The 25,829-nt window shown below is 46.1% G+C and carries 27 protein-coding genes and 2 pseudogenes; 8 read left to right on the top strand and 21 right to left on the bottom strand.

Annotated elements, in window-relative coordinates:
• Positions 1-36: 36 nt before the first annotated feature.
• The 4 genes from ubiA to ACO0K1_RS10370 all read left to right on the top strand — a co-directional run bounded on the left by ubiA (position 37) and on the right by ACO0K1_RS10370 (position 2,064).
• Positions 37-903: a 4-hydroxybenzoate octaprenyltransferase gene (gene ubiA / locus ACO0K1_RS10385; RefSeq protein ID WP_423025372.1), complete on the top strand. Its 867-nt coding sequence runs from the start codon at positions 37-39 to the stop codon at positions 901-903.
• Positions 904-1,034: 131 nt separating this feature from the next.
• Complete coding sequence (locus ACO0K1_RS10380; RefSeq protein ID WP_423025370.1) at positions 1,035-1,349, top strand: DUF883 family protein; 315 nt, start codon at positions 1,035-1,037, stop codon at positions 1,347-1,349.
• Between the two features lie 2 nt (positions 1,350-1,351).
• The gene (locus ACO0K1_RS10375) at positions 1,352-1,747 is read left to right on the top strand and encodes a phage holin family protein (RefSeq protein ID WP_423025368.1); all 396 of its coding nucleotides are present in this window, start codon (positions 1,352-1,354) and stop codon (positions 1,745-1,747) included.
• Entirely contained in the window at positions 1,744-2,064 is a 321-nt protein-coding gene (locus ACO0K1_RS10370) for a YqjK family protein (protein WP_423025366.1), read from the top strand. The genes ACO0K1_RS10375 and ACO0K1_RS10370 overlap by 4 nt, the downstream gene beginning before the upstream one ends.
• Before the next feature lie 15 nt (positions 2,065-2,079).
• On the opposite strand, the pseudogene ACO0K1_RS10365 reads toward ACO0K1_RS10370, so the two are convergent.
• The 3 genes and pseudogenes from ACO0K1_RS10365 to ACO0K1_RS10355 form a co-directional block, all read right to left on the bottom strand.
• Positions 2,080-3,714: pseudogene (locus ACO0K1_RS10365) on the bottom strand (ArnT family glycosyltransferase); the annotation flags it as partial.
• 601 nt (positions 3,715-4,315) lie between these two features.
• Entirely contained in the window at positions 4,316-5,131 is an 816-nt protein-coding gene (gene proC / locus ACO0K1_RS10360) for a pyrroline-5-carboxylate reductase (RefSeq protein ID WP_423025364.1), read from the bottom strand.
• Position 5,132: 1 nt separating this feature from the next.
• Positions 5,133-5,837 carry a YggS family pyridoxal phosphate-dependent enzyme gene (locus ACO0K1_RS10355; RefSeq protein WP_423025362.1) on the bottom strand — a complete coding sequence of 235 codons (705 nt, stop codon included), beginning with the start codon at positions 5,835-5,837 and terminating at the stop codon, positions 5,133-5,135.
• 118 nt (positions 5,838-5,955) lie between these two features.
• On the opposite strand from ACO0K1_RS10355, the gene ACO0K1_RS10350 reads away from it, so the two are divergent.
• The 3 genes from ACO0K1_RS10350 to ACO0K1_RS10340 all read left to right on the top strand — a co-directional run bounded on the left by ACO0K1_RS10350 (position 5,956) and on the right by ACO0K1_RS10340 (position 8,735).
• Positions 5,956-6,999, top strand: coding sequence for a type IV pilus twitching motility protein PilT (locus tag ACO0K1_RS10350; RefSeq protein WP_423025360.1), 1,044 nt, complete (start codon positions 5,956-5,958; stop codon positions 6,997-6,999).
• Positions 7,000-7,113: 114 nt separating this feature from the next.
• Positions 7,114-8,250, top strand: coding sequence for a PilT/PilU family type 4a pilus ATPase (locus ACO0K1_RS10345; protein ID WP_423025358.1), 1,137 nt, complete (start codon positions 7,114-7,116; stop codon positions 8,248-8,250).
• A 2-nt stretch (positions 8,251-8,252) separates the two neighbouring features.
• The gene (locus tag ACO0K1_RS10340) at positions 8,253-8,735 is read left to right on the top strand and encodes a glutathione peroxidase (protein ID WP_423025356.1); all 483 of its coding nucleotides are present in this window, start codon (positions 8,253-8,255) and stop codon (positions 8,733-8,735) included.
• 23 nt (positions 8,736-8,758) lie between these two features.
• On the opposite strand, the gene ACO0K1_RS10335 is transcribed toward ACO0K1_RS10340, so the two are convergent.
• The 11 genes from ACO0K1_RS10335 to rplM form a co-directional block, all read right to left on the bottom strand.
• Positions 8,759-9,484, bottom strand: coding sequence for an LrgB family protein (locus ACO0K1_RS10335; protein ID WP_423025354.1), 726 nt, complete (start codon positions 9,482-9,484; stop codon positions 8,759-8,761).
• Positions 9,481-9,813, bottom strand: coding sequence for a CidA/LrgA family protein (locus ACO0K1_RS10330; protein WP_423025352.1), 333 nt, complete (start codon positions 9,811-9,813; stop codon positions 9,481-9,483). The genes ACO0K1_RS10335 and ACO0K1_RS10330 overlap by 4 nt, the downstream gene beginning before the upstream one ends.
• A gap of 28 nt (positions 9,814-9,841) precedes the next feature.
• Positions 9,842-11,071, bottom strand: a complete 1,230-nt coding sequence (glcF, locus tag ACO0K1_RS10325) for a glycolate oxidase subunit GlcF (protein WP_423025350.1) — start codon at positions 11,069-11,071, stop codon at positions 9,842-9,844.
• A 6-nt stretch (positions 11,072-11,077) separates the two neighbouring features.
• Entirely contained in the window at positions 11,078-12,142 is a 1,065-nt protein-coding gene (glcE, locus tag ACO0K1_RS10320) for a glycolate oxidase subunit GlcE (protein ID WP_423025348.1), read from the bottom strand.
• Between the two features lie 39 nt (positions 12,143-12,181).
• Positions 12,182-13,669, bottom strand: coding sequence for an FAD-linked oxidase C-terminal domain-containing protein (locus tag ACO0K1_RS10315; protein ID WP_423025346.1), 1,488 nt, complete (start codon positions 13,667-13,669; stop codon positions 12,182-12,184).
• Positions 13,670-13,814: 145 nt separating this feature from the next.
• Positions 13,815-14,165: an iron-sulfur cluster insertion protein ErpA gene (gene erpA / locus ACO0K1_RS10310; RefSeq protein WP_423025344.1), complete on the bottom strand. Its 351-nt coding sequence runs from the start codon at positions 14,163-14,165 to the stop codon at positions 13,815-13,817.
• Positions 14,166-14,215: 50 nt separating this feature from the next.
• Positions 14,216-14,608, bottom strand: a complete 393-nt coding sequence (locus ACO0K1_RS10305) for a bactofilin family protein (protein WP_423025342.1) — start codon at positions 14,606-14,608, stop codon at positions 14,216-14,218.
• Between the two features lie 88 nt (positions 14,609-14,696).
• The gene (locus ACO0K1_RS10300; RefSeq protein WP_423025340.1) at positions 14,697-15,422 is read right to left on the bottom strand and encodes a DUF6776 family protein; all 726 of its coding nucleotides are present in this window, start codon (positions 15,420-15,422) and stop codon (positions 14,697-14,699) included.
• Positions 15,423-15,428: 6 nt separating this feature from the next.
• Positions 15,429-16,466: an N-acetyl-gamma-glutamyl-phosphate reductase gene (gene argC / locus ACO0K1_RS10295; RefSeq protein ID WP_423025338.1), complete on the bottom strand. Its 1,038-nt coding sequence runs from the start codon at positions 16,464-16,466 to the stop codon at positions 15,429-15,431.
• 230 nt (positions 16,467-16,696) lie between these two features.
• Entirely contained in the window at positions 16,697-17,089 is a 393-nt protein-coding gene (rpsI, locus tag ACO0K1_RS10290; RefSeq protein WP_162039944.1) for a 30S ribosomal protein S9, read from the bottom strand.
• Positions 17,090-17,098: 9 nt separating this feature from the next.
• Positions 17,099-17,527: a 50S ribosomal protein L13 gene (rplM, locus tag ACO0K1_RS10285; protein WP_186911382.1), complete on the bottom strand. Its 429-nt coding sequence runs from the start codon at positions 17,525-17,527 to the stop codon at positions 17,099-17,101.
• A 567-nt stretch (positions 17,528-18,094) separates the two neighbouring features.
• Between rplM and ACO0K1_RS10280 the strand changes: the two genes are divergently transcribed.
• Complete coding sequence (locus ACO0K1_RS10280; RefSeq protein ID WP_423025336.1) at positions 18,095-18,550, top strand: OsmC family protein; 456 nt, start codon at positions 18,095-18,097, stop codon at positions 18,548-18,550.
• A 98-nt stretch (positions 18,551-18,648) separates the two neighbouring features.
• Here the strand turns inward: ACO0K1_RS10280 and ACO0K1_RS10275 are convergent, their stop codons facing one another.
• The 7 genes and pseudogenes from ACO0K1_RS10275 to ACO0K1_RS10245 all read right to left on the bottom strand — a co-directional run.
• Complete coding sequence (locus ACO0K1_RS10275) at positions 18,649-19,422, bottom strand: BPSS1780 family membrane protein (protein WP_423025334.1); 774 nt, start codon at positions 19,420-19,422, stop codon at positions 18,649-18,651.
• The gene (locus ACO0K1_RS10270) at positions 19,419-20,384 is read right to left on the bottom strand and encodes a homoserine kinase (RefSeq protein ID WP_423025332.1); all 966 of its coding nucleotides are present in this window, start codon (positions 20,382-20,384) and stop codon (positions 19,419-19,421) included. Before ACO0K1_RS10270 ends, ACO0K1_RS10275 begins: the two co-directional genes overlap by 4 nt.
• 32 nt (positions 20,385-20,416) lie before the next feature.
• Positions 20,417-20,875 carry a hypothetical protein gene (locus ACO0K1_RS10265; protein ID WP_423025330.1) on the bottom strand — a complete coding sequence of 153 codons (459 nt, stop codon included), beginning with the start codon at positions 20,873-20,875 and terminating at the stop codon, positions 20,417-20,419.
• A gap of 190 nt (positions 20,876-21,065) precedes the next feature.
• Positions 21,066-22,124: a porin gene (locus ACO0K1_RS10260; RefSeq protein ID WP_423025328.1), complete on the bottom strand. Its 1,059-nt coding sequence runs from the start codon at positions 22,122-22,124 to the stop codon at positions 21,066-21,068.
• Positions 22,125-22,513: 389 nt separating this feature from the next.
• Positions 22,514-23,749 (bottom strand): multidrug effflux MFS transporter, encoded by a 1,236-nt coding sequence (locus tag ACO0K1_RS10255; protein ID WP_423025326.1) that lies wholly within the window; start codon positions 23,747-23,749, stop codon positions 22,514-22,516.
• A 242-nt stretch (positions 23,750-23,991) separates the two neighbouring features.
• Positions 23,992-25,473, bottom strand: coding sequence for an NAD-dependent succinate-semialdehyde dehydrogenase (locus ACO0K1_RS10250; protein ID WP_423025324.1), 1,482 nt, complete (start codon positions 25,471-25,473; stop codon positions 23,992-23,994).
• A gap of 205 nt (positions 25,474-25,678) precedes the next feature.
• Positions 25,679-25,829: pseudogene (locus ACO0K1_RS10245) on the bottom strand (IS30 family transposase); the annotation flags it as partial.

Here is a 25,829-nt window from a genome sequence, read left to right as displayed (position 1 = left end):
ATAATTCCATTTGATTGAAACAACAGACAAGAAAAAATGAATGCTTTTGTTACCCGTTGTCATTGGTATGTCAAATTAGTGCGTTTGGATAAACCAATAGGAATTTTGCTGCTTCTGTGGCCAACGCTAATCGCATTATGGTTGGCGTCGGCAGGTAAGCCCGACTGGAAGCTGATCGGTATTTTCTCTTTAGGAACAGCCTTAATGCGCTCCGCGGGTTGCGCAATTAACGATTATGCAGACCGTGATTTTGATAAGCATGTCAAACGTACTGCGGAAAGACCATTAACGAGCGGAAAAATTTCTGGAAAAGAAGCATTGGCGATCGCAGGCTTGCTCGCGTTGATTTCGTTTTGCTTAATTCTTTCGCTCAATACCCTGACCAAGCAGCTGTCGATCATCGCTGTTGTGATCGCAGCCAGCTATCCGTACTTCAAGCGTTTTTTTGCAATCCCTCAAGCGTATTTAGGTATTGCATTTGGATTTGGCATTCCCATGGCATATGCCGCTATTCAGAATACGGTTCCTGTATCGGCCTGGCTGTTGCTGATTGCCAATATTTTTTGGGCCGTCGCTTACGATACAGAATATGCGATGGTCGACCGTGATGATGATTTAAAAATTGGCATCAAAACCTCAGCCATAACGTTTGGTCGTTACGATATTTTTGCAGTAATGCTATGTTACGGCGTCAGTTTAGGCTTGATTTCTTTGGTTGCAGTCCAATATGGTTTACGTACTTGGTTTTTTGCTGGAATGGCGGTAGCTGTTATCTGTGCCCTGTATCACTACACCTTGATACGAGACCGTGACCGTTTACGTTGCTTTGCTGCTTTCAAGCATAACAATTGGTTAGGTGCGGCAATCTTTGCTGGCATTGCGCTTGACTATGCATTAAAGTAAAAATCAGATTCTTTAAAAAAGCATTACTCAGACATGTTTTTAATTGTTTAACTTTGATCTATGACAAGCTTGGAAAGCCGAGTTTCACTAGACTAAAGGTGAACGTTTCGCTAAACCACTTTAAAGGAATAATGATGAGCTCAGCAGAACAACAAAATGACAAGTTGATGGATGACCTGAATCAAGTAATCCGGGACGCGGAAGACTTACTCAAAAATACTGATCAGCAATCTGGTGAAGGCTTTAAAGCGGCGAAAGCGCGTTTTGAAAATACGCTCAAAAATGCGAAGGCAGAATTAGCACGAGTTGAAGAAATCGTTGTGACGCGCACTAAAGAAGCCGCAAAAGCAACGGACGTGTATGTCAAAGAAAATCCATGGCAGTCCGCCGGGATTGCTGCTGGTGTTGGCTTGCTGGTAGGTCTATTGATCGCCCGTAACAAGTAACAATGGCGATCTTTGAATCGTTAGGTCAACTACTCGGAACAGCGATTGGTATCGTCCATACGCGGTTAGAGTTGGCATCGGTAGAGATTGAAGAAGAGTTAGGGCGTTTTTTCTCTCTTCTTCTTTGGTCTCTCGTCGCTTTGTTTTGTGCTTGTTTTGCGCTGGTCTTATTCGCAGTGCTTCTGATAGCGTTGTTCTGGGAAAGTCACAGAATCGTCGTTATATCGGGAATGATCGCGATTTTTTTCGGCGTCGCGTTGGGACTAGGCATGTGGCTTCGGCAACAATTTGCGAAAAAACCTCGCTTGCTTTCATTCACTTTGTCTGAATTGCAAAAAGATAGCGCGGCGTTGCGTGGAACACGTGCAACCGCTCAGTCTGAGGTAGAAAAATCATGACCACCAAGCCTGATCAGTTGGAACTGCGGCGGCAAGCGCTACTGCTTAAAATAAGTGCTCAAAGACAAGTACTTGCCTTGCAATTGCAAGACATGAAACAGTCTGCCAATATCGCTGAATTAGGCTATCGATTTGTTAGTGGCGTGATTGGCAAGTTACGCAAAAACCCTTTACTTGGAGTTGCTATCGGCGCTGGCATGTTGCTCATCAAACCTGCACGTATTACTTCAATATCAAAAACGGCCTTCAAAACATGGCAAATCTGGCGCGTCATTGCGCCGGTGATAAATCAATTCAAATCCAACGCAAAAAAATAGCTCGCCAAGACTAGTTTATCTTAACGGCCTGCGACCGTTACCAAGTGCCAATTGCCCATTCATTTTCTTGGCTGCAAACAACCATAGGCGTTCATTATCATCGCCAGGTCGCGCGCCCTCCCAGACCAGTTCCCAATGTTTGTCATGCAGATTGTCTGGTGGTAATTTTTGAAAACCATTAATCAATAAAAAGTCACAACTTGCATCGGGTATATTTTCTTGCCTGTAAGTATTAATTCCAACAAAGTATCTCAGCATGGCCCGTTCTGATTCACCTAAGTCTTTACTTGCCATACAATCAAAATTACCAGCTAATACTGTTTGCATCGAAGAAAAGACGCTACGGTAACTTTTTGCATGATCGACCCACGGAAGCAAAAGCTGGCAGAGCAACATCCAACTCAATCCAAGCCCGGCAACCCAACTCACCAAACCGCGCCCTTCAACACGAGAAAGTTGGCCAATTCCAACAAAAGCAAGAAAGGTCAAAACCACTGCGGTCACCACATGCCAAAATTCAAAATGCGGTACAAAGTCACGTGGTAAGTGTCTGAGCAAGAAAACCCATTCTGGCGGAGAACCATTGATCGTCATAACTGCCCATACCGTCCAGATAAAAGCAATGACAAGACCAAAAATCACGCGTGCACTCCAGTCCCACGTGCGATCCCAATTTGCAGCTAAATGACGTGCAGCAGGTGCCGCGATTAACGCGATCGGCAGCAACAAAGGCAACGCGTAGTTATCGCGCGCAGAGGCAGCTCGCCATAGAACGAGCAGCATAATCAAAAATACCAGACCACAAGCCTGGATCGCTGCGGATGTAAATACTGAATGTCGATTACGCCAAATGGTCAACATTGCCAATGGCAGGGCTGGAAAGGCAAACCATGGCAAGGTAGTAATCCAAAAGCCCTCCGTGTGTGGTGCTCCGAGTTGCGCTACTGAAAACCCAAAAAAGCGGCCTACATTGTTCAACCAAAACCAGTCCATAAACAAATCAGGCGAACGCATATAAAGGCTAATCGGCCAGATAAATAACCAGGGCATTGCGTAGATCAAAGCCAGGATCAAAAATTTACCATAGGTCAGCTTACGCCACTGTCTGAAAAACACAGGCAATAACACTGCTGTCAAGCCAAATACGCCAAGCGCCAACACCCCTTTTGCCATAAAACCAATACCGACGCCGGTACCTAACAATCCACCAGACAGACGCGGATGTTCATCGATTTTTACAAATCCAGCGGTTGCCACCGCAAATCCTGTCAGCAAAGGTACATCCGTTAACATCATATGCGAATGAAGAACTAAACCAAGGCATCCTAGTAATGACAGCACTGCATAACGACCGTAGCCACGCCCCCACCAATGTCTGGCGGACCATCCGGTCGCAACACAAGTAACAGCCATAAATAAACCCGTTGCGAGCCTTGCGCCATCGTGTAAAGCTAACCAAGGCGTGAAGGTTTTCGCGAAAATAGCGGCCACCCAGTAGTACAAAGGCGGTTTTTCCATGAATGGCTCGCCAGCCATCGTTGGAACAATCCAATCGCCAGTTTCAAGTAAGTGGTGAATAATGCCAAAAATATAAGTTTCATCTTGCTTCCATGGATCGTGCCCAATTAATCCAGGAAATAAATAAGTACAGATCAATGATAAAAAAGCGAGCCAAGTCCAATCAATCGAGATGCTCACGCTATTTATTTTACGGAGGCATTTATGGATGAATTTATGGATGTGCTTATGGATGTGCTTATGGCTGTGCTTATGGCCGTATTTATGGGCGTAAACAGAAGACGTTGCGCTTTCATGGCGCCCGTTTAATTGAATATCACATATGTTTCTGAATAAATTCAATTGAAACAAAATGTTAACATAACTACGGAACTGAGCAAAAAATGCCATAAAAAAACATTGAAAAGGGGCGAAAGAATTTGTGCGAAATACTGGTCAGACTCTAAAAACCAGAGAGAATCTCGCTATGGATGAGGCAAAACACAATACATATTAGAGCGTTAAAAAATCACGTAAAAAATCATTTTTTTAACAGTAACGCATTGTATCTCATCAATGCATTTCTTATCGTTTGAATTCAATAAATTAGAGGCTAAGCACTCATTTATTGAAAATCACGCAACATTTTGTTTCCGTAGATAAAAAAAATGAAGCCATCCGTTTCCGGAGAGCTTCATTTTTTGTCAATTTAGTAAATAATGGGTCGCTAAACCTTCATTATTTCCTGCTATTACTAGTCTTGCTGACCAAATTCCTCACCCAGCGCTGTCGCTCTGATGGCGGCAGATTTGATCGCCCGGATAATCTCATTCTTCACATCGTCAGCGTCAAGGCTGGTCAGTGCTGCGTAGGTCGTTCCACCTTTAGAAGTGACCCGCTCTCTCAGTACAGAAACATCCTCAGTCGAATGCATTGCCAGTTGCGCTGCCCCTTCAAACGTTGCAATAGCAAATTGGGTACCCTGCTCATGAGTTAAACCAAGTTCTTGCGCGGCTTGTTGCATGGCTTCAATAAAATAAAATACATAAGCGGGTCCACTACCAGAAACTGCCGTAACGACGTCAATAAGTCTTTCTTCAGTGACCCAGGAAGTCGACCCAACTGCCCGTAAAATTTCATCCGCGCACTGTTTTTCTGCCTCGCTCACGTCTGGTAAAGCAAACATACCGGTAATACCTTTGCCGATCAATGCTGGTGTATTTGGCATAACCCGGACAATTTTTGGAAACCCATTTAACCATCTTGAAATATCCGTTGCACGTATGCCGGCCGCAATCGAAATCAATAACTGATCTTTCAAATGAGCAGCGAGTTCACCAACGACATCCCGTAATTGTTGCGGTTTCACCGCAAGTATAATGACATCCATCTGTTGCAAATGATGATCAATGCTGAGCGACGTGGCAACACCAAATTCTGTTTCCATGCGCGCTAACATCGCCTGGTTCACATCGACCACATGGATGTGCTTGGCATTAATGCCTGCCTGTAGCAAGCCACTAATCAGAGCAACTGCCATATTTCCACCACCAATGAAACCGATTTTCATTTTATTTTGCATAATTTCTACTCCCGAAAATTGCTGTGCCTATGCGGACCATCGTACTCCCCTCCGCGATGGCTGCATGTAAATCGCTGCTCATTCCCATTGATAGGGTATCTAAAACAATCCCCTGGCGAATGATCTCGTCATTGAGCTGCTTCAAGTGTCTGAACGCTAAACGTTGCTGCTGCTCGTCGGAGGTTGGTTCCGGAACTGCCATTAAACCCCTGAGGCGCAATCGGGGTAGTTGTGCTATTTTCAGCGCCACAGCAACCGCCTCGTTTGGTAAGACACCACTTTTACTCGCTTCGCCGCTGATATTAACTTGCAAACAAATATTCAATGGTGGCAGCTCTGACGGGCGCTGTTCAGATAGTCGTTGCGCTATTTTTTCGCGGTCTACCGAGTGAACCCAGTCGAAATTTTCAGCGATCGGCCTGGTTTTATTGCTCTGTATGGGGCCTATGAAATGCCACTCCAGCACGAGATCCGTCATCTGACGGTGAATAAGCTCAATTTTTTCCAACGCTTCTTGCAGGTAATTTTCGCCAAAAGCTCGCTGCCCGCACTCAGCAGCCGCTAAAACGGCATCAGCGCCAAAGGTCTTAGAAACGGCTAATAAACACACTTGCTCGGGGGATCGGCCAAAATCAAGCGCAACACGTTGAATATCAGTAAGTACGGCTTGCAAGTTGTCGGAAATTAAGGACATAATCAGGGAATCTAGTAGCTAAAATATTCGTTGAAATTGATCACTTTTTGCAATGAAGTCTAAACACTGGCAATCATTGCGTCTGTCATCTGCGACACACACATTACCGGAATTATAAATGGACATTTCTGAACTTCTCGCGTTCTCGGTCAAGAATAACGCTTCTGACCTTCACTTATCTTCTGGATTGCCACCGATGATACGGGTTCATGGCGATGTGCGCCGGATTAATTTGCCACCGTTAGAGCACAAAGATGTCCATGAATTGATTTATGACATCATGAATGACTCCCAGCGCAAGACTTATGAAGAGAGTCTGGAATGTGATTTTTCATTCTCAATTCCTGGCCTGGCGCGTTTTCGTGTCAATGCGTTTAACCAGGAACGCGGTCCGGCGGCCGTGATGCGGACAATTCCTTCCAAGATTCTCTCATTGGAGCAATTGAATACGCCAAAAATTTTTGCTGACCTGGCCCTCAAACCGCGTGGTTTGGTATTGGTCACTGGACCTACTGGCTCTGGCAAGTCGACCACTCTTGCCGCGATGGTGAATCATTTAAATGAAAATGAATACGGCCATATTTTGACCGTCGAAGATCCAATAGAATTTGTCCACGAATCGAAAAAATGTCTGATCAATCAACGTGAAGTCGGACCGCACACAATGTCATTCCAAAATGCGCTCAAATCTGCATTGCGTGAAGATCCAGATGCGATTCTGGTGGGTGAATTACGGGACCTGGAAACCATCCGCTTAGCCTTAACGGCGGCCGAAACAGGTCACTTAGTATTTGGTACTTTACATACTTCTTCCGCCGCAAAAACCATCGATCGTATCGTCGACGTTTTTCCGGCTGAAGAAAAAGAAATAGTGCGCTCAATGTTGTCTGAATCTTTGCAGGCAGTCATCTCTCAGACCTTACTAAAAACCAAAGACGGCACCGGACGTGTCGCCGCCCATGAAATTATGTTGGGAACGCCAGCGATCCGAAATTTAATTCGTGAAGCGAAAATCGCACAAATGTATTCTGCAATTCAAACCGGTAGTAATCTGGGTATGCAAACGCTGGATCAGAACCTGACTGATCTGGTCAGACGCAACGTAATCTCGGTAGGAACAGCTCGTAATGCGGCAAAGATACCAGACAATTTTCCTGGCTAATTGCGCAATATTTATGCAATATTTATGCGATATTTATGCAGTCATTGCTAATCCTTGCTCAAAAATAGCTAGCTAGATTACCGACCAGTTAAAGCAAATAGGACGACAACAAAGATGGAACGCGATCAGGCAACCAAATTTATGCATGACCTCTTAAGGCTCATGTTAACGAAAAACGGCTCAGATTTATTTATTACGGCAGATTTCCCTCCGGCGTTTAAAATTGATGGAAAAGTAACACCCGTATCTAATCAGCCGCTGACGCAAGCACATACGATCGATCTGGCGCGCGCCATCATGAACGACAAGCAAGCTGCGGAGTTTGAATCGTTGAAAGAATGTAATTTCGCCATCAATCCGGCTGGCATGGGGCGTTTCCGTGTTTCTGCATTTATGCAACAAGGTCGCGTCGGCCTTGTTCTCAGAACGATCACGACGGCGATTCCAAAATTAGCAGACTTAGGTCTTCCGGAACATCTCAAAGAGGTTGCATTAACCAAGCGTGGCCTCGTGATCATCGTTGGATCGACGGGCTCAGGCAAATCAACCACTCTGGCAGCGATGGTCGGGCACCGTAACAAAAATAGTTACGGCCATATCATTACCATCGAAGATCCGATTGAATATGTTCATCCGCATGCTAATTGTATTATTACCCAGCGTGAAGTCGGCATCGATACGGCGGACTGGGGTGCTGCACTCAAAAATTCCTTGCGGCAGGCCCCTGATGTCATTCAAATTGGTGAAATTCGGGATCGCGAAACCATGGATTTTGCGGTTGCATTTGCAGAAACGGGGCACCTCTGTCTAGCGACGTTACATGCCAACAGCGCTAATCAGGCATTAGATCGTATTATTAACTTTTTCCCGGAAGAACGCCGCGCACAGTTACTGATGGATTTGTCGCTCAATCTCAAGGCTGTTATTTCGCAGCGACTGATTCCAGTCAAAGGTAGAAAAGGTAGGATCGCTGCCGTTGAAGTGCTATTAAATTCGCCACTCATTTCTGACATGATTTTTAAGGGTCAAGTACATGAAATGAAAGACATTATGAAAAAATCTCGCGAAATCGGCATGCAAACCTTCGATCAAGCATTATTTGATCTGCATGAAGCTGACAAGATCACTTATGAAGATGCCTTGCGTAACGCAGATTCTGTAAATGAATTGCGGCTGGCAATTATGCTTCAAGGAAAAGATGCAAAAGACCGCGATCTGACCGCTGGAACCAATCACTTAGGGATACTCTGACCATGAATGCACTCGATTTCAATGCTAATAATTTACAAGGCCACGCCGTTGATCTGAAGCAGTATCTCGGACAAGTTGTATTGGTTGTCAATACAGCGAGTAAATGCGGGTTTACGCCCCAATACAAAGGACTCGAAGAAATCTACCAGCAGTTTAAAGATAAGGGCGTGGTAGTGCTTGGTTTCCCATGTAATCAATTCGGACATCAAGAGCCTGGTACGGCAGACGAAATTGGTAGTTTTTGCGAAAAAAATTATGGTGTGACTTTTCCGCTATTCGAAAAAGTAGATGTCAATGGCGATGATGCTCATCCGTTTTTCACGCACCTGAAAAATGAAGCACCTGGTTTGATGGGCACTAAGGCCATCAAATGGAATTTCACCAAATTCTTAATCAAAAAAGATGGCTCTGTATATGGTCGCTACGCACCGCAAACGACACCATCAGATTTGATTTCAGACGTGACCAAACTGCTGGCTGAGTAAAGTTTAATCACCTCACAGCGATATTAAATGACCCCAAGCAGTCGTAAAGCGAAGGGTAAGCATATCGCTGTCAGTAGACCAGACAATCCCATCGCCAACCCGGCAAATGCACCCATTTGTTCGTTGATCTGAAATGCCCGGGCAGTACCAATGCCATGCGCGCTGACACCCAATGCAAAACCGCGTATTGCATCATCTTTAATGCGTAGCAAATTCAATACGCCTGATGCCATCATCGCGCCAATAATCCCCGTGAGCATCACCAACGCTGCAGTCAGCGAAGGCAACCCACCGACCTTTTCGCTGACGCCCATCGCAATTGCCATCGTCACTGACTTAGATGCCAAGGAGAGAACCGTAACTCTAGAAGCGCCAAGTGCACTTGCTATCAGCATTGCTGTCGCAATGGCCGACGCACTTCCTAAAACAGCGCCGACCAGAAATGCTTTCCACTGAGAGCGGAGCTTATTCATTTGTTGATATAAAGGAACCGCTAAGGCAACAGTCGCAGGTCCCAGCAAAAAATGGACAAACTGTGCGCCGGCAAAGTACGTTTGATAGGGTGTATGCGTACCGAGCAAAACGGTAACAATAAGTATCACAGAAATAGCTACCGGATTTGCCAGTGGGCTAAAACGACTTTTGGTGTACAAGAAATAAGCGATTTGATAAGCAATTAAGGTCGCCGTCAATCCCAACAAAGGCGAAGCGGCGAGATATACCCAGACTTCAGACAGGTGATGGTTCATTTTTGCAGCCATTTCACGCAGACTGCGGTTACCACAATAGAAACTGCCGTACTGACAATTAAGGCAATTGCCAATGGTAGCCATTCATCCATCACCATTTTCCCATGTACCATGATGCCAACGCCGGCGGGAATAAAGAGCAATGACAAATGACTCAATAGAGTTTGTACACCAGGCACCAGTTTCGCAGCCTCACTTTGCCTGATGAGCAGAAACATCAGCAGCAGCAACATACCGATCACCGGTCCCGGAACCGGCAACCCTGTCGCGTAGACCAAACCTTCACCGAGACATTGGAAGATCAGTAAGATTGAAAAAGTGCGTATCATCGCTACTGAATGCCTTCTTTAAAAGTATTCAACCATGCGTCAGCGCCTTGTCGATTAACTCGACCCAATGTTTTACCGGCGTGTCTGTCCCCGATTGCAAATGTGTCAGACAACCGATATTGGCAGACACCACCATATCGGGCTTACTTGCGAGTAAATTTTTTAATTTATTATCACGTAATTGATAGGATAAGGTGGGTTGCAAGACCGAATAAGTACCGGCAGAACCACAACATAAATGGCTATCAGCACACAACTGAACATCGACGCCAATCGACTTCAATAAGCCTTCGACTTTACCGCGAATTTGCTGTCCATGCTGTAAAGTGCAAGGCGGATGCCAAACGATGCGTTGCGCAATTTTCCCTTTGAGCTTTTCGACTAATTGTTGCTCAAACGCTGGCAAGATTTCACTCAAATCGCGGGTCAACGCAGAAATACGCTCCGCTTTTTGTGCGTAATCGGAATCATGTGCCAACATGTGACCATATTCTTTGACCGTCACGCCACAGCCCGAAGCTGTCATCACAATCGCCTCTGCGCCTGCTTCTACCAACGGCCACCATGCATCGATGTTATTACGCATATCGTTGAGAGCCGCTTCCTGATCATTCAAATGATGACGTATCGCACCGCAACAGCCTGCTTTTGGGGCAACGATCAACTCAACGCCAAGACTGCTAAGTACACGTGACGTCGCGGCATTAATATTGGGGGACATCGTTGGCTGCACACAACCATCGAGTAACAACATTTTGCGCGAGTGCGTCGTTTTCGCCCAAGTGCCAGATTCATGACGAACCGGAACTTTATTTTTCAATGCCTTTGGCAGCAAAGGACGTAATGTTTGTCCAAGTCGCATTGCAGGCTGAAAGATCCAAGGCCGTGGCAACACCGCCTTTAAAGTTTCACGTACCAATGTTTGAGACATTGACCGACCAACTTGTTGTTCAACCACTTGTCGACCAATATCCAGCAGACGACCGTATTGAACACCCGATGGGCAAGTCGACTCGCAATTTCGACACGTCAGACAACGATCCAGATGTTGCTGCGTTTTTTCTGTCGCTGGTTTGCCTTCCAGCACTTGCTTAATCAGATAAATGCGGCCACGTGGCCCATCTAGCTCGTCACCCAACAATTGATAGGTAGGACAAGTTGCCGTACAGAAGCCGCAATGCACACATTTACGCAATATGTCGTCGGCCTCCTGGCCAGCACGTGTGTCTTTAATAAAATCAGCGAGATTAGTTTGCATAGCGAATTAAAAGTCCTTGTACAAACGGCCAGGATTGAAGATCCCAGCAGGATCAAACGCATCTTTGAGACGTTGATGAATATTGAGCAGTGGCGTCGAGAGTGGAGTAAAAACATCCGTGTTTTTATCACCGCCTCGAAATAAGGTCGCATGTCCTCCTGCGGCGACTGCAGCAGCGCGAATGGTCGCTGGCGTCTCATCACTAAACAACCAGCGCTGTGCACCGCCCCACTCTATCAATGATTTTCCTGTCAATGGAAGAGCAGACGTTGTCGCAGGTACCGACAGGCGCCATAAACCATGCTCCTCATCCTGCGAAAAAAAATCCTGTGTCTGCTCGCGCAAAGAATGCCAGTACGTTCCGGCATCATTCATTTCTTCGCCACCCAACACTTGTTTTGCTGAACGCACGGCGGCTTCCGCACCGGATAGTCGCAACATCAAACGTCCAACATGCCAACTGCTGCCTGAAATTGGCAATGCTTGTCCTGCCCATTGATTCATTTTTTTAATCGCGTCAGCCTCCGATAATGCAAAGACTAATGTTGTTTCAGCGAATGGGCGTGGCAACACTTTGACCGAAATATTCAAGATCAACCCCAAGCTTCCCATTGCGCCAGCCAACAAACGTGACACATCGTAACCTGCCACGTTTTTCATGACTTGCCCACCAAATTCGAGTACCTGCCCTTTGCCATCCATCAAGGTCGCACCAAGCACAAAATCACGTACTGCGCCGACGTAGGGCCGTCGTGGCCCAGACAGGCCAGACGACAACATCCCTCCCAAAGTGGCTTCAGCGCCAAAATGAGGCGGTTCAAAAGCGAGCATCTGATTTTGTTCCGCCAGCAAAGTTTCAATGTCAGATAAAGGTGTGCCACAGCGCGCCGTTAAGACGAGTTCTGTTGGTTCATAGGCCAGAATTCCACTGTATGCACGGGTATCGAGCACTTCGCCTTCCGGCTGTTGACCGTACCAGGTTTTAGTTCCACCACCGCGGATTTGCACTGCATTTCCTTGCTCCGCAGCGTGCAGAATTTGTTCGCGAAAACTTTGCAATATTGTTGTCATATCACTATTCATCAAATATCTGTTTATCAGATAGGAATGTTAAAAACGCGGTAAATCCGGGAATGCCAGGCGACCTTGTTTGACATGCATGCGGCCATATTCCGCGCAGCGGTGTAAGCTTGGTATCGCCTTGTCAGGATTTAACAGCGAATAGGTATCGAACGCATGTTTCACGGCAAAAAAAGCGTCCAGTTCTTCGCGAGAAAACTGTACACACATCGAATTAATTTTTTCTATACCGACGCCATGTTCACCCGTAATCGTGCCACCAACAGCCACACAGAGTTCCAGAATTTCCGCACCAAATGCCTCTGCACGATGAAACTCACCTGGCTGATTGGCATCAAACATAATCAGTGGATGAAGATTACCGTCGCCAGCATGAAATACGTTGGCGCAGCGTAGGCCATATTTGGTTTCCATTTGCGTAATACCGATCAGTACTTCCGCCAGTCGTTTGCGTGGAATGGTACCGTCCATACAGTAATAATCCGGTGAAATCCGACCTGCAGCAGGAAAAGCATTTTTACGCCCAGACCAAAAGCGTAGGCGTTCCGCATCACTCTGAGATACCGCGATCGCCGTGGCACCCGCTTGCTCAAGGACAGCGGTCATACGAGAGATTTCTTCTTCGACTTCTTCATGTGTGCCGTCAGACTCGCACAACAATATCGCCTCGGCATCGATGTCATAGCCCGCTTTAACGAAGGGTTCTACCATTCTTGAAGAGGTCTTATCCATCATTTCCAGACCGGCAGGAATAATACCGGCCGCAATGACGTTGGCGACGGCATTGCCGCCCTTAACCACATCATCGAACGATGCCATAATGACCCGCGCTGTTTGTGGTTTCGGAATCAGTTTGACAGTCACTTCAGTCACAATGCCTAGCATGCCTTCTGAGCCGATAAAGACGGACAATAAATCGAGACCCGGCGCATCCAGTGCTTCACTACCCAGCTCAATGACGTCGCCCTCAATTGTCACTACGCGTGCGCGCAACACATTGTGCACGGTGAGCCCATATTTGAGGCAATGAACGCCACCAGAGTTTTCGGCGACGTTACCGCCAATTGTGCATGCGATTTGCGAGGAAGGATCTGGTGCGTAATAGAGATTCAACGGTGAAACGGCATCAGAAATCGCCAGATTGCGCACGCCTGGTTGTACTACGGCAGTTCGTGAATAGGCATCCACTTTCAAAATTTTATTGAGCTTGGCAGTCGATAGCACTAAACCATCTGCAATCGGCATCGCGCCACCGGATAAACCTGTGCCAGCTCCACGAGGCACAATCGGTACTTGCAAACGGCGGCAGACTTCCATCACTGCGACAATTTGCGCCTCATTTTCTGGCAAGCAAACTACCATAGGCAATTGTCGAAATGCGGCTAATCCATCGCATTCGTAGGGTCTGACATCCTCTTCATCATGCAAGACACAGTGCGCTGGCAACACTTGTCGCAGTGCACGGGCAACATCTCGTTGGCGATTGACGAAAATCTGATCTGAACTTATCTGCTCCATACCGACACCTTTTATTTATTTTATTCCAGTGTAATCAGCTTTAATTACCTTTGGGATGAATAGTTTGCCTCAACTTCACTGAATTGTTTTCAACGCATAAAAAAAAGGACGCCAGGGCGTCCTTTTTTACTATTTCTAACCAGATTCAGACTGAGAAAGAAGAGCCGCAACCACAAGTTGTAGTGGCATTAGGATTTTTAATCACAAACTGCGCGCCTTCGAGGTCGTCTTTGTAGTCAATCTCTGCGCCCACCAGATACTGGTAGCTCATAGAGTCAATCAGCAAATGCACGCCATTTTTTGTCATGGTCGTATCATCTTCATTGGTGATTTCGTCGAAAGTAAAACCGTATTGAAAACCTGAGCAACCACCACCCTGCACGAAAACGCGCAATTTCAGGTCTGGATTACCTTCTTCTTCAATCAATTGCGCAACTTTAGAGGCAGCGCTTTCGGTAAAAACAATCGGTGCTGGCATTTCGGCAACGGCATTCATTTCTTGCTCCTTCAATCTAAGATACTGCCATTATAGTCCTGACTGCAAAACTATGCATTGGACGCGGCCAGCGTTAATAACGCGGGCTCTGGCAACACATCGTGTGTCAACTTTCCTGAGACTAACGCACCACTTAACATTTCTAAAGTTTTGTAGTGCACATCGCCTGAAATTCTTGCTTTGGGTTGCAATTCCAACAGTTCCGTCGAGAACACTGGACCATTAATTTGACCATTCACAACCACATGCGCGGCACGGACTTCGCCGTCGATGATGGCTTGCTCGGAAATGACCAACATGCTGGAAGAAACGGTGTCGGCAATCACATTACCCTGGATATGTCCATCAATACGAAGACCGCCCTTAAAGTGTAGATCCCCTTCAATTTTCGTCGACGCACCAATTAAACTGTCTATCGTATTTTTTGCTTTTCGGTTAAACATGAAATGTTCCTTCTGCAGGAAGAGTTCAAAATGCCAGCACTGATATCAAGCATGTATATCAACAACGCAAAGACACTTTTGAAAAAGTTTATAAATTAACAGCCTGCTGCGCTCGAACTATGCCGCGGTCAAGCACTTTGACCTGCACGTTTTTAGCTGTCGCGCCATCTGGAAGCGTAATCACACCTTCCAGCCGCTGGTAATGTTTAAACGACAATTTCAATTTACCAGCTTCCCCCGATTTTGGATCGGGGAACTGCATCGTAACAGGTTTACCAGCTTGCACCAAGTTGACAAAAAATTGCAGCTCTCCTTCAAAGTCTTTGGTATTTTTGACTCCTTGCATCACCAGTGCGCGATATCGCAGTTGTCCCGGTCCTTGCAACTCGACTTTTAAATTTTGAACGCTAATGCCATCCGTACCTGTTCCCGATGGCATTAAGCCTTCAAAAAACGCCAGATCATCTTTTAGTTTTTGATTTTCAGCCGTCAGGGTTTTGACTTGTTCGGCCAATTGCTTCTGCATGGCATGGTCGATATTCAACTTACTTTCGATGGTATTGGCATCAAGCTGTAATTTATCTCGCTCCGTTGTTAATTTCTCAATTTTATCTTGCAAATCATGCACTTGATCCTTGTTAAAGCGCGCACCAAAAGCAAAGCTGCGCCCTAAATCATAGGTCCACCAGGCAAGTACTGAAACCAAGACGAGCACCAAAGCGGCAATTCCCAACTTAATATGCCAAGGCCACGAGTGCGAAATTGTCATCTTTGGCGCCAGATAGCGCCGATGTGTCGTGCGTGATTTTGCCATGGTTAATTAAGGCAATACCGGGACGTGATGTAGACCAGTTGTTTCATCCAGACCAAACATCAGATTCATACACTGCACAGCCTGACCTGAAGCACCTTTGACAAGGTTGTCCTGAACCACAAGAACAATCACAGTCTTACCATTATTTGGACGATGTAATGCCAGACGCAGCATATTGGAGGCACGCGTAGAGCGCGTTTCAGGATGCGATCCAAACGGCATCACGTCAACAAAGGACTCATCTTTATAAGCGTTCACAAATAAGGCTTGTAACTCCTCATTGCTGATTTCAATATTTAAGCGTGCGTACAAAGTCGAATGCATGCCACGTATCATAGGAACTAAATGCGGCGTGAATAAAAGTTCAACATCTTGTTTTGTTAAGCGCTTTAATTGTTCCGTCGTTTCAGGTGTATGCCGGTGTCCTGAGACAGCATATGCTTTAAAACTATCGCTAGTTTCCGAAAACAAAATACCTATCTCCGCTTTCCGGCCTGCACCGGAAACACCGGATTTACAATCGGCGATCAAGCTGCTGGCGTCTATGACACCGGCTCTTAACAATGGTGCATAGCCAAGCTGCATCGTCGTCGGGTAGCAGCCTGGGTTACCAATGACGCGGGCAGTTTTAATGGCATCACGATTGAGTTCAGGCAAACCATAGACAGCCTCCGCCAATACGTCGGTACAGGTATGAGGAATCCCATACCATTTTTCAAATTGAGTAACATCTTTAAGACGAAAATCGGCGGCCAAATCAATCACTTTAACGCCTGCAGCCAACAACTCTGGTGCTTGCGCCATTGCCACACCATGCGGCGTTGCGAAAAACACCACATCACATTCAGTCAGATTAGCTTTATCTGGCGCTGAAAATGCCAAATCAACCTTGCCTCGCAAAGATGGGTACATATCAGCGACTGGCAAACCATCTTCTTTACGCGACGTAATGGCCGTCAACCTGACGCCAGGATGCGTCGCCAAAATACGCAACAATTCAACGCCGGTATATCCTGTTCCACCTACGATACCTACTTTAATCATTTTGTTTCCTTGGATTAAATTTTTCACTATTCTAACAGCAGACTTCCTGTTCTTGTCCTATGGGATCAAGTCTTAGACAAAATTGTCTGACCAGAAAATGGCGCTAAAGATCTTACGTAAAGTATACCCAAGTGTGAAAGCGCCACAGCTGGCGTTTTGCAAACGTATTTTAGATTTAATAACGCAAAAAAGCCGCCCAAAGGACGGCTTTTTTGACCGAGCGAAAAAAATTAACGCTTGGAGAATTGCTTTGCGCGACGAGCTTTGCGCAGACCAACTTTTTTACGTTCAACTTCACGTGCATCACGTGTAACGAAACCAGCTTTTGACAGCTCAGATTTCAAAGTTGCATCGTAGTCGATCAGTGCACGAGTGATACCGTGACGAACCGCACCAGATTGACCAGATTCGCCGCCGCCGTGGACGTTAACCATAATATCGAATGTTTCGAGATTGTTAGTTAATTCCAATGGTTGACGGATAACCATCAGGCCAGTTTCACGAGAAAAATATTCGTTTGCTGGTTTGCCGTTCACAACGATCTTGCCGCTGCCGGACTTCAGGAATACGCGAGCAACTGCGCTCTTGCGACGGCCAGTTCCGTAGTTGTAATTACCGATCATGGCTAATCCTTAGATGTCGAGTACTTGTGGTTGCTGTGCTGCGTGCGGATGCGTTGCATCTGCATACACTTTCAGCTTCTTGATCATTGCATAGCCGAGTGGGCCTTTAGGCAACATGCCCTTAACAGCTTTCTCGAGTGCACGACCTGGAAAACGCGCTTGCATTTTCGTGAAATTTGTTTCATAGATACCGCCTGGATAACCAGTGTGACGGTAGTATGTTTTGTTCAGAGCTTTAGTGCCTGTCACGCGCAGTTTACCTGCATTCACTACGACGATGAAATCGCCCGTGTCAACGTGCGGAGTAAATTCTGGTTTATGTTTGCCGCGTAAACGGAGTGCCACTTCGCTGGCAACACGTCCGAGTACTTTATCTGTCGCGTCAATCACGAACCAGTCGCGCTGAACCTCATGGCCCTTAGCGGAAAAGGTTTTCATGTTGAATCCTAAAAAGTTAAATACGCCTTTGTGCGGTGGTTCTACCCATGTTTTGGCAGACTCTCCCTTGTTAATTTCTCGCTCAGGCAAATCGAGAATCGGAAATTATAAGGTTTTCAAAGACTTAGTGCAAGAACTGTTTAAATTTTAGGCAGAGAAATTCTGTAGACCGTGATTTTTTCGTCAATGGACAAAAAAAAGCCCGAAGAACTTGCTTCGGGCTGAATCCACCAAAGGAGTAGGTGGAGGAGACAATTGCTTGGTAGAAAATACATCTGGGACTGCTTAGAAGTAATAACTAACCGATGAGTCAATAATAGGACAAGAAATTGTGCAGTGCAAGAAAAATTCAACTAAATGTGTGAAGATTCCTTCTAAATATGGTTTTACGCCCTGTTTTTTTCAGTTGTGAGCAACCCCACACCCAAATACCTTGCACCAAGGGACAAGCCAGGCTTAAGCCATCTAAGGTTGAATACAGTACAATTTGATTTAGGAATGATCTGGCAATCTTCTTGCAATCATCTGGCACTAATTAACAACATCATCAACACAAGGAAAAGCAACATGGAAACAACCGTTCGCTGGACAGGATCATCCGGCATGTCATTTCTCGCTGAGACTGGATCTGGCCATGCTGTCTTGATGGATGGCGCGCCGGAAGGCGGAGGACATAACCGGGCACCACGTCCAATGGAAATGGTCTTGTTGGGTACGGGTGGATGCACTGCCTATGACGTCGTGCTGATCTTACGCAAAGGTAAACAGGACGTGCGTGGATGTGACGTCACTCTCAAAGCTGAACGCGCAGAAACCGAGCCAAAAATATTCACGGCAATTCATTTTCATTTCACAGTTCGCGGTCGTCAGTTAAAACCGGCGATGGTAGAACGGGCTATTAAACTATCCCACGAAAAATATTGCTCCGCATCAATCATGTTAGAAAAAACGGCGGTAATCACGCACAGTTTTGACATCATCGACGATCTCACTGATGAACTAGCATCTGGGCATGAATCCTGAGTTGATTGGAACATGAATCTTTCAGGCTGCTTTTCACAGCTATTTTTAAGGCGGCTTTTTTGGTTATTTAAAACTTAGTTATACTAAGTCAGGCCATTTCAGGCTTGCGTTTTAATCTCCGGCTTACCAAAAATGTCTCGGTAAGTCGGATAAAACGAACAATACAAAATGGTCGTCAACAGCGCTGATATGGGCAGCATCGCCAGCATTACAAAGACAGCGTCACCGATGATGACGGCAACGAGGACACTGATTAAGGCCGGTAAAATACCTGCAATCAACATCCATGCAGCGGCATAAAGTAAGAATGCTTTTCCCGCACGTTTTACCGTAAAAAAACTGTAGAAAATCGCCTTTCCTACTGACATTTTTTTCCACATTATCAATGGTGCTGCAAACCAAAAAGCCATCAATGCGGGCATGTATATTAGTGCAGCCACCAGTATCCCTGAAAAAAGTCTGCTGTCTGGCGGCGCTTCAGGATCAACTGGCTTCTGCGTTGAAAGAAAATCAAATAACGCACCACCATCAACCCAGCTGGAAACAAAAATTGCTAAGGCAATCGCTATAACATAGAGCGCCCCCAAGGCAAGTAGGCGACCAAACGCTTCAGACCTAAAACCAAGCATCAACAGGTTGGGATAGACCTTGACGCCATTTTCGATCTGGTCACAAGCTTGCATAAAACTCATGCTAAACACAGGGATCAGCAGCAATGGCAAGAATTCACCCGCTTTAGGAATCAGCCCTATTCCCATCACGATAAACATGTAGGAAAAAAACAATGTCAGCATCTCTGCTGGCTGTTGGCGAAACAGGAAAAAGCCACGTTTAACCCAAAGCCAGCCCGCTATTGGCATCACTGGATTCATAAATTTGTTGGTAAGTGAGGAACAGGTAATGACTCACGCAAGCGTAAAATCCGCTCAAAATGGGCCGGATCGTGCGGTGTCAACATTTCTGCATCGCGTGGCTGATAATAATCATACAAGCGAGATAACCAAAAACGCAATGCAGCAGCACGCAGCATGGGTTGCCATGCAACACCTTCATCTTTAGTAAAAGGACGTACACGGTGATAGGCATTGATCAACGCGTTAACTCTGTCGACATCTAATTCACCTGTGGCAACATCAATACACCAATCATTGACCGTCACCGCCACATCAAAAATCCACGTGTCACACCCGGCAAAATAAAAATCAAAAAAACCGGTCAACTGCTCACCGACAAACATGACGTTGTTTCTAAATAAATCTGCGTGAATAGGCCCGCGAGGTAACGCGCGATAAATTGCTGTGCTATCAAACGCGTCTTGGAAATGCACCTCCGCTCGCAATAAATGTTGTAGCTCATCGGAAATAAAAGGTAACACCTTGGGTGTCGTCTCATGCCACCAATCCAGAGAGCGCAGATTTGCTTGTTGCAAAGGGAAATCTTGCGCAGCAATATGCATACGTGCAAGCATTGCACCAACCTCAGCGCAATGGGAAGGCAGTGGGGACATTTGAGAACTCCCCTCAAGCTTACTAACGATTGCGGCTGGTTTGCCATGCAAAGCAACGACTAATTCGCCCTCGGCATTAGGCACAGGCGCTGGCACCAAAACACCGTGGTCGGCGAGATGGCGCATGAGTTTCAAATAGAATGGCAACTGTTCAAAATTCAGATTTTCAAAAATCGTCAGAACGTATTCACCGGCCTCTGTCGTGATAAAGAAATTACTATTTTCGATGCCGGATGCGATCCCTTTAACCGCGAGTGCTTTTCCTAACGGAAATTGAAGCATCCACGAGCCCAGATCATCCAGGGTAACTGGTGTAAAAACTGCCATTATTCTTATTTAGTAAAAAATGCTGAAATCGTTTATTTATCGGAAGCACTCGCTGATACAGCTTGGGTTGGTGCGGGCGGCAATACAGGCAAAGGCTCAGCTTCTTTGCTCTCTTTTTTTCCACCCCATTGCATAATATTCCATTGCGCAGGGCGGTTTGTCGTACCCTGCGCGGTGCCATGCGGGGCATTACCAATTTCTGGATCCGCTTTCAGTACATAGTTACTGCCACCGGATTGGACTTGCACCTCGGTAACTTTACCTGAATTATCACGAATCTCTTTGGTTTGATTTCTTTGTTCCTGCTTTGCACCCTTCAAATCAGCGGCAGAAGGTCCCTCTTCTAATACCTCTAATCGAGGTGGTGGAGGCGGCGGCGTGAGTTCAGTCTTCGGAGGGGTGACGGTCGTTTGTGCATGGACTATTCCTGCAAGCAAAATAACAAGTGCGCCAGAGAAAATTCCCGCGCCGAATTTCAATGATTTTTTCATGATTGCCACCTGTTAAATTGAACGTTCAATCATTGTAACAAATCAAACCCCGCTCGGTCGCGAATAATCGTCAGGTTTTATGTCGCATCAAGTTAACGCCTCTATTCACGTTATTTTTATAAAAAAAAAGAGCGGTCAACAGACCACTCTTTTTGATCAACTATGGCTTCAGGCAAAAGCCTGAAATCAATTAGAACTGGTGACGAACGCCAGCAGTGATTTCGTTGATGTTTGCGCCAGCTGTAGAGCCAACGATTGCAGATTTTGCATCTTGGTTTGTACGAGCATATGCAGTGTACAAATCAGTACGCTTGGACAATGCATATTGGTAGCCAACAGCGAACTGTTTAGCAGAACCGATTGCGGAGCCAGCTTTTACTGTGTCATCAGTTACTTTAGTGAAAGTAGCAACAACTTTACCAGCTGCATCAACTGGAGCAGTTACACCCACAGTCATGTACTTAGTGCTTACGCCAGCGTCATCAGATTTCTTTTGGTAGATAAATACTGGCTTAGCTACACCGAAATCGTAGTTAACAGCGATGGTGTTAGCTTTGATACCATTTACGCCCAATGTTGCGGAGTAAGCATTGTCTTTTACATAGTTGTAAGCGATGTCCAAGCCATCAGCTTTGTAACCGAAAGTCGCGCCCAAAGAACGGCCAGCGGAATTATTGCCTACAACTTCGCCAGCAGCGTATTCACCAACAGCGTAGAAACCACCCAAAGTTGCTGGTGTGTAGTAGTAAACAGCGTTGCCATCACGGCCAGTTGTGTTAGCAGTGGATGCTGCTGCTGATGTAGTCGACTTACCACCGATGAAGTAGATTGCTTTCAAACCGCCACCGCTGTTGATCAAACCTGAACCAAACGGGTCAAAGTTATCAAACAATTGGAACGTTGGTGTTTTGTCACGGCCCAGGTTCACTGTACCGAAATCACCAGACAAACCAACGAAAGAACGACGACCGAATGTCAGTCCACCTTGATCGGATGCACCAGTATCAACCAGGATACCTTGTTCCAATACGAAGTTAGCTTTCAAACCGCCGCCCAGATCTTCAGTACCTTTGAAACCCAAACGGGAACCAGATTCTTGGCCGCTTTCAACTTTAGCTTGTTTGCCAGAGCCGTTGCTCAGGCCTTGAACGCCGACGTCAACGATACCGTAGATAGTTACTGAAGATTGCGCGAATGCCGCACCGGAGAAAGCACTCATCAGAGCAAGTGCGAGTAATGATTTTTTCATTGTCTAGTATCCAAAAATGAATGTTAATTTTTTTGCTGCTGCACAACAATATTTGCGGCAAAAAACTGAATTGCAGGTCTGTTTAAAGCCTTGAATCGAACATAAACTCAATGACAAATGCCACGATACCTGCTGAAAATGACATTTTGATGAAATCAGACTACTTTAAAAACAAGGTCTTACAAATCGTTGCAAATTAAAGACACAATAATCCGCAGTAAGTTCAATAAAACAAACATCTGGTTATTGCGAATTAAGCCGACATTATAGGCAAATTTTAACTTTGCTGCACAGCACAACCAATATAGGGAGAATTTACTCGCTTTCAAGACGTCGACTAAATAGTTTTTTATTATTTCTATATAAGCAATGCCGTAGACAAGTTCGCTTCAACCTATTGTTTCCCAGGCACTTTGTGTTTGCGCAGTCATTGAGCGCCAATACGCCCTTCCGGTGTACCACAATATTGCGGCAATAATCACGCAACCAAACTGCCCAAGAGCGAGATGCAGGGCAGACTGGTCTAAAGCAGGCGAGACGATCCCAGCGATGACAGCACCCAATAAAGTGACAGTCGCTGACTGGCAGGAGGCGACGATTCCACGAATATCAGGAAACAAATCGAGTACCTGCAAAGTCGCACCTGGTGCGACTAAGGACATGCCAAACGTATAAAAAAACAATGGCATTACAGACCAAAATAGGATGGGAGCGGACAGAAAATTAAATACAACGTTAAACAAAGCGGCACCAAACAAAAAGCAAAACCCTATGCTCACTTGCTTCCAGACGCTGATTTTTCCGGCCAAACGATTGGCAGCTAAGGCCCCCAGAAAAATACCACCCACAGACGGCACAAACTGCCATCCAAACTGGTCCGCATGCAACTTGAGATGTTGTGTAATAAACACTGGTGCGGAGGAAATATATAAAAATAGCCCAGCAAAATTAAAGGCAATCGTGCCGGATTTTAGGTGAAACAACGGTGATTTGAAGACTTTCAAATAACTAGCCCACAGAAATTCCGGACTAAACTCTTGCCTTTTTTCATGCGGAAGTGATTCCGGAAGGAATTTGTAACACGCGACAAAAAGTAACAATGTGTATGCAAATAACAACAAAAAGATACCGCGCCACGTTGAGAATCCGACAATCCAGCCGCCCAAAATCGGCGCGATCGCGGGAGCAATCGAAAAAATCATGGTGACCATCGACAATAATCGTTCGGCGGGCGCACCGGCATACAGATCGCGAATGATCGCGCGACCGATCACCATACCTGCCCCTGCCGAGACACCTTGCAAAATGCGAAATCCCCACAAGTAATGAATGCTGTGGGCCGAGGCGCAACCGAAACTTGCAACCGCGAAAACCATGAGCGCCACTAAAATCACGTTTCTACGCCCAAACGAATCAGAGAGAGCACCATGCCACAACGTCATTGCGGCAAAAGAGAGCATGTAGGCGGTAAGGGTCTGCTGCACCTGTAAGGAACTCGCTTGCAGGGTGGCCTGAATATTAGGAAACGCTGGAAGGTAGGTATCGATTGAAAACGGCCCCAACATGGCCAAAGCGGCAAGCAAAGTAGCTAAGCCGGCATTACTAAGTTTGATATTCGAGCGCATAAATGGCAATTCATTCAAAAAAACAGGGCGGAGTAGATTCCGCCCAAATGCTTAATGCTATGACGATCTGAATACAAGTTGGCATTGACATTGCCTTTTTTGCTTTCGCAGTTATTGCGAAACAAAATAGGATATCGACGATAGATTCCAGCTTAAAACAGGTTGCAATGAGGCCCCATACAGGTACGGGTACAGGTACACAAAGAAAGCACTACAAACGATGGGATTACACGTTTGCAGACTCACATACCACCAAGACACAGGTATTTCATTTCCAGGTATTCATCCATGCCATATTTGGAGCCTTCGCGGCCCAATCCGGATTGTTTGACGCCGCCAAAAGGCGCTACCTCATTGGACATCAGCCCCGTGTTGATACCGACCATGCCGTATTCCAATTTTTCTGCCACGCGCCAGACACGACCGATATCGCGTGAATAAAAGTACGACGCCAACCCAAATTCTGTGTCATTTGCCGCTGCAATGACTTCTTCTTCAGACGTAAATTTAACCACCGCAGCAACGGGGCCAAAGGTTTCTTCTTGCATAATGAGCATGGCTGGTGTGACATCAGAGAGCACGGTTGGTTCATAAAATAACTCACCAGCGGCGTGTTGTTTGCCACCAGTGACTAATCGCGCACCTTTTGCCCTGGCATCTGCAACATGTTCCGTCACTTTATCGATGGCCTGGGCATCGATCATAGGTCCTTGCTGAATGCCCGAGGCGAAACCATCTCCCACCTGAATTTTTTGGGCCCCCGCCGCCAGTTTCTCAACAAACTGATCGTAAATCGATGCATGAACATAAAATCGATTGGTACAGACACACGTCTGTCCTGCATTTCGGAATTTTGATAACAATGCGCCTTCGACTGCAGCATCCAGATCGGCATCTTCAAAAACAATAAATGGCGCGTGTCCACCCAATTCCAGGGCTAATTTTTTGATGGTCGGTGCTGACTGGCGCATCAAAATCCGCCCCACTGGTGTTGAGCCCGTAAAAGACAAGTGACGTACGACCGGACTGTCACACAAAACTTTGCCGACGGCGATAGAACGGTCAGCATCAGCAGTCAGCACATTGATGACGCCAGCAGGAATACCAGCACGGTGCGCTAACTCAACCATTGCCAACGCTGATAGTGGCGTTTGTTCGGCTGGTTTAATCACGATGGTGCAGCCAGCAGCTAATGCTGGTGCGACCTTGCGAGTAATCATGGCAATTGGGAAATTCCACGGTGTGATCGCAGCACAAACACCAATCGCTTGTTTAAGGACAACGATACGTTTATCCGTCCAGGTCGACGCCATTACATCACCTGAGACGCGCTTCGCTTCTTCGGCAAACCATTCCAAAAAGCTGGCGCCGTAGACTACTTCGCCTTTGGCCTCCGCTAAGGGTTTGCCTTGTTCCGCCGTCATAATGGCAGCCAAATCGTCCGCATGCGCCATCATTAAATTAAACCAGGCTCGCAATAAAGTTGCACGTTCCTTGCCAGTTTTAGCTGACCATGCCGGAAATGCAGCGTGCGCAGACGTGATCGCAAGTTGGGTATCTTCTTCTGTCACGTTAGCAACCCGCGCCAGACGTTCATGGGTAGAAGGATTGGTAACGTCAAAACGTGTCTCTGTCGTTAGCCACTCACCATTGACATAGGCGGCGTGGCGCAATAATGAGGCATCTTTTAAATTTAATTGCTGAATGGTATGAGTGGATGACATGACAAGCTTTCTCCGATTCTAATAATAATGGTCGCCATTACGGACGGGAATTCTTTAATCTATAAAACTGGTATCAGACATTAAAACTTAGCCTCAAGCCTAAAGCAAAACGGCCAGCTCTGCTGAGACCTGACCGTTATTTATCGCTTTAAGAGGCTAAATTTAATGAATTTAACTTGATTTCACTTGATTTAAATTGGCGGATTCAATTTCGAAGTGCAACCACATATTGATGCGATTGTAACTGCTTCATAAATACTTGGTGCGGCGTTTTGAAGCCGAGACATTTTCTGGGACGATGATTTAAGCTGTTCATCGCCCATAAAATATCTCCTTCACTGATGGCTTCAAATCGC

This window comes from Undibacterium sp. SXout20W (assembly GCF_049340285.1).
In the GTDB taxonomy this organism is placed as follows: Bacteria; Pseudomonadota; Gammaproteobacteria; order Burkholderiales; family Burkholderiaceae_D; genus Undibacterium.
The sequence above is the reverse complement of the archived record's forward strand: the minus strand, read 5'-3'. Positions and strand labels throughout refer to the sequence as shown.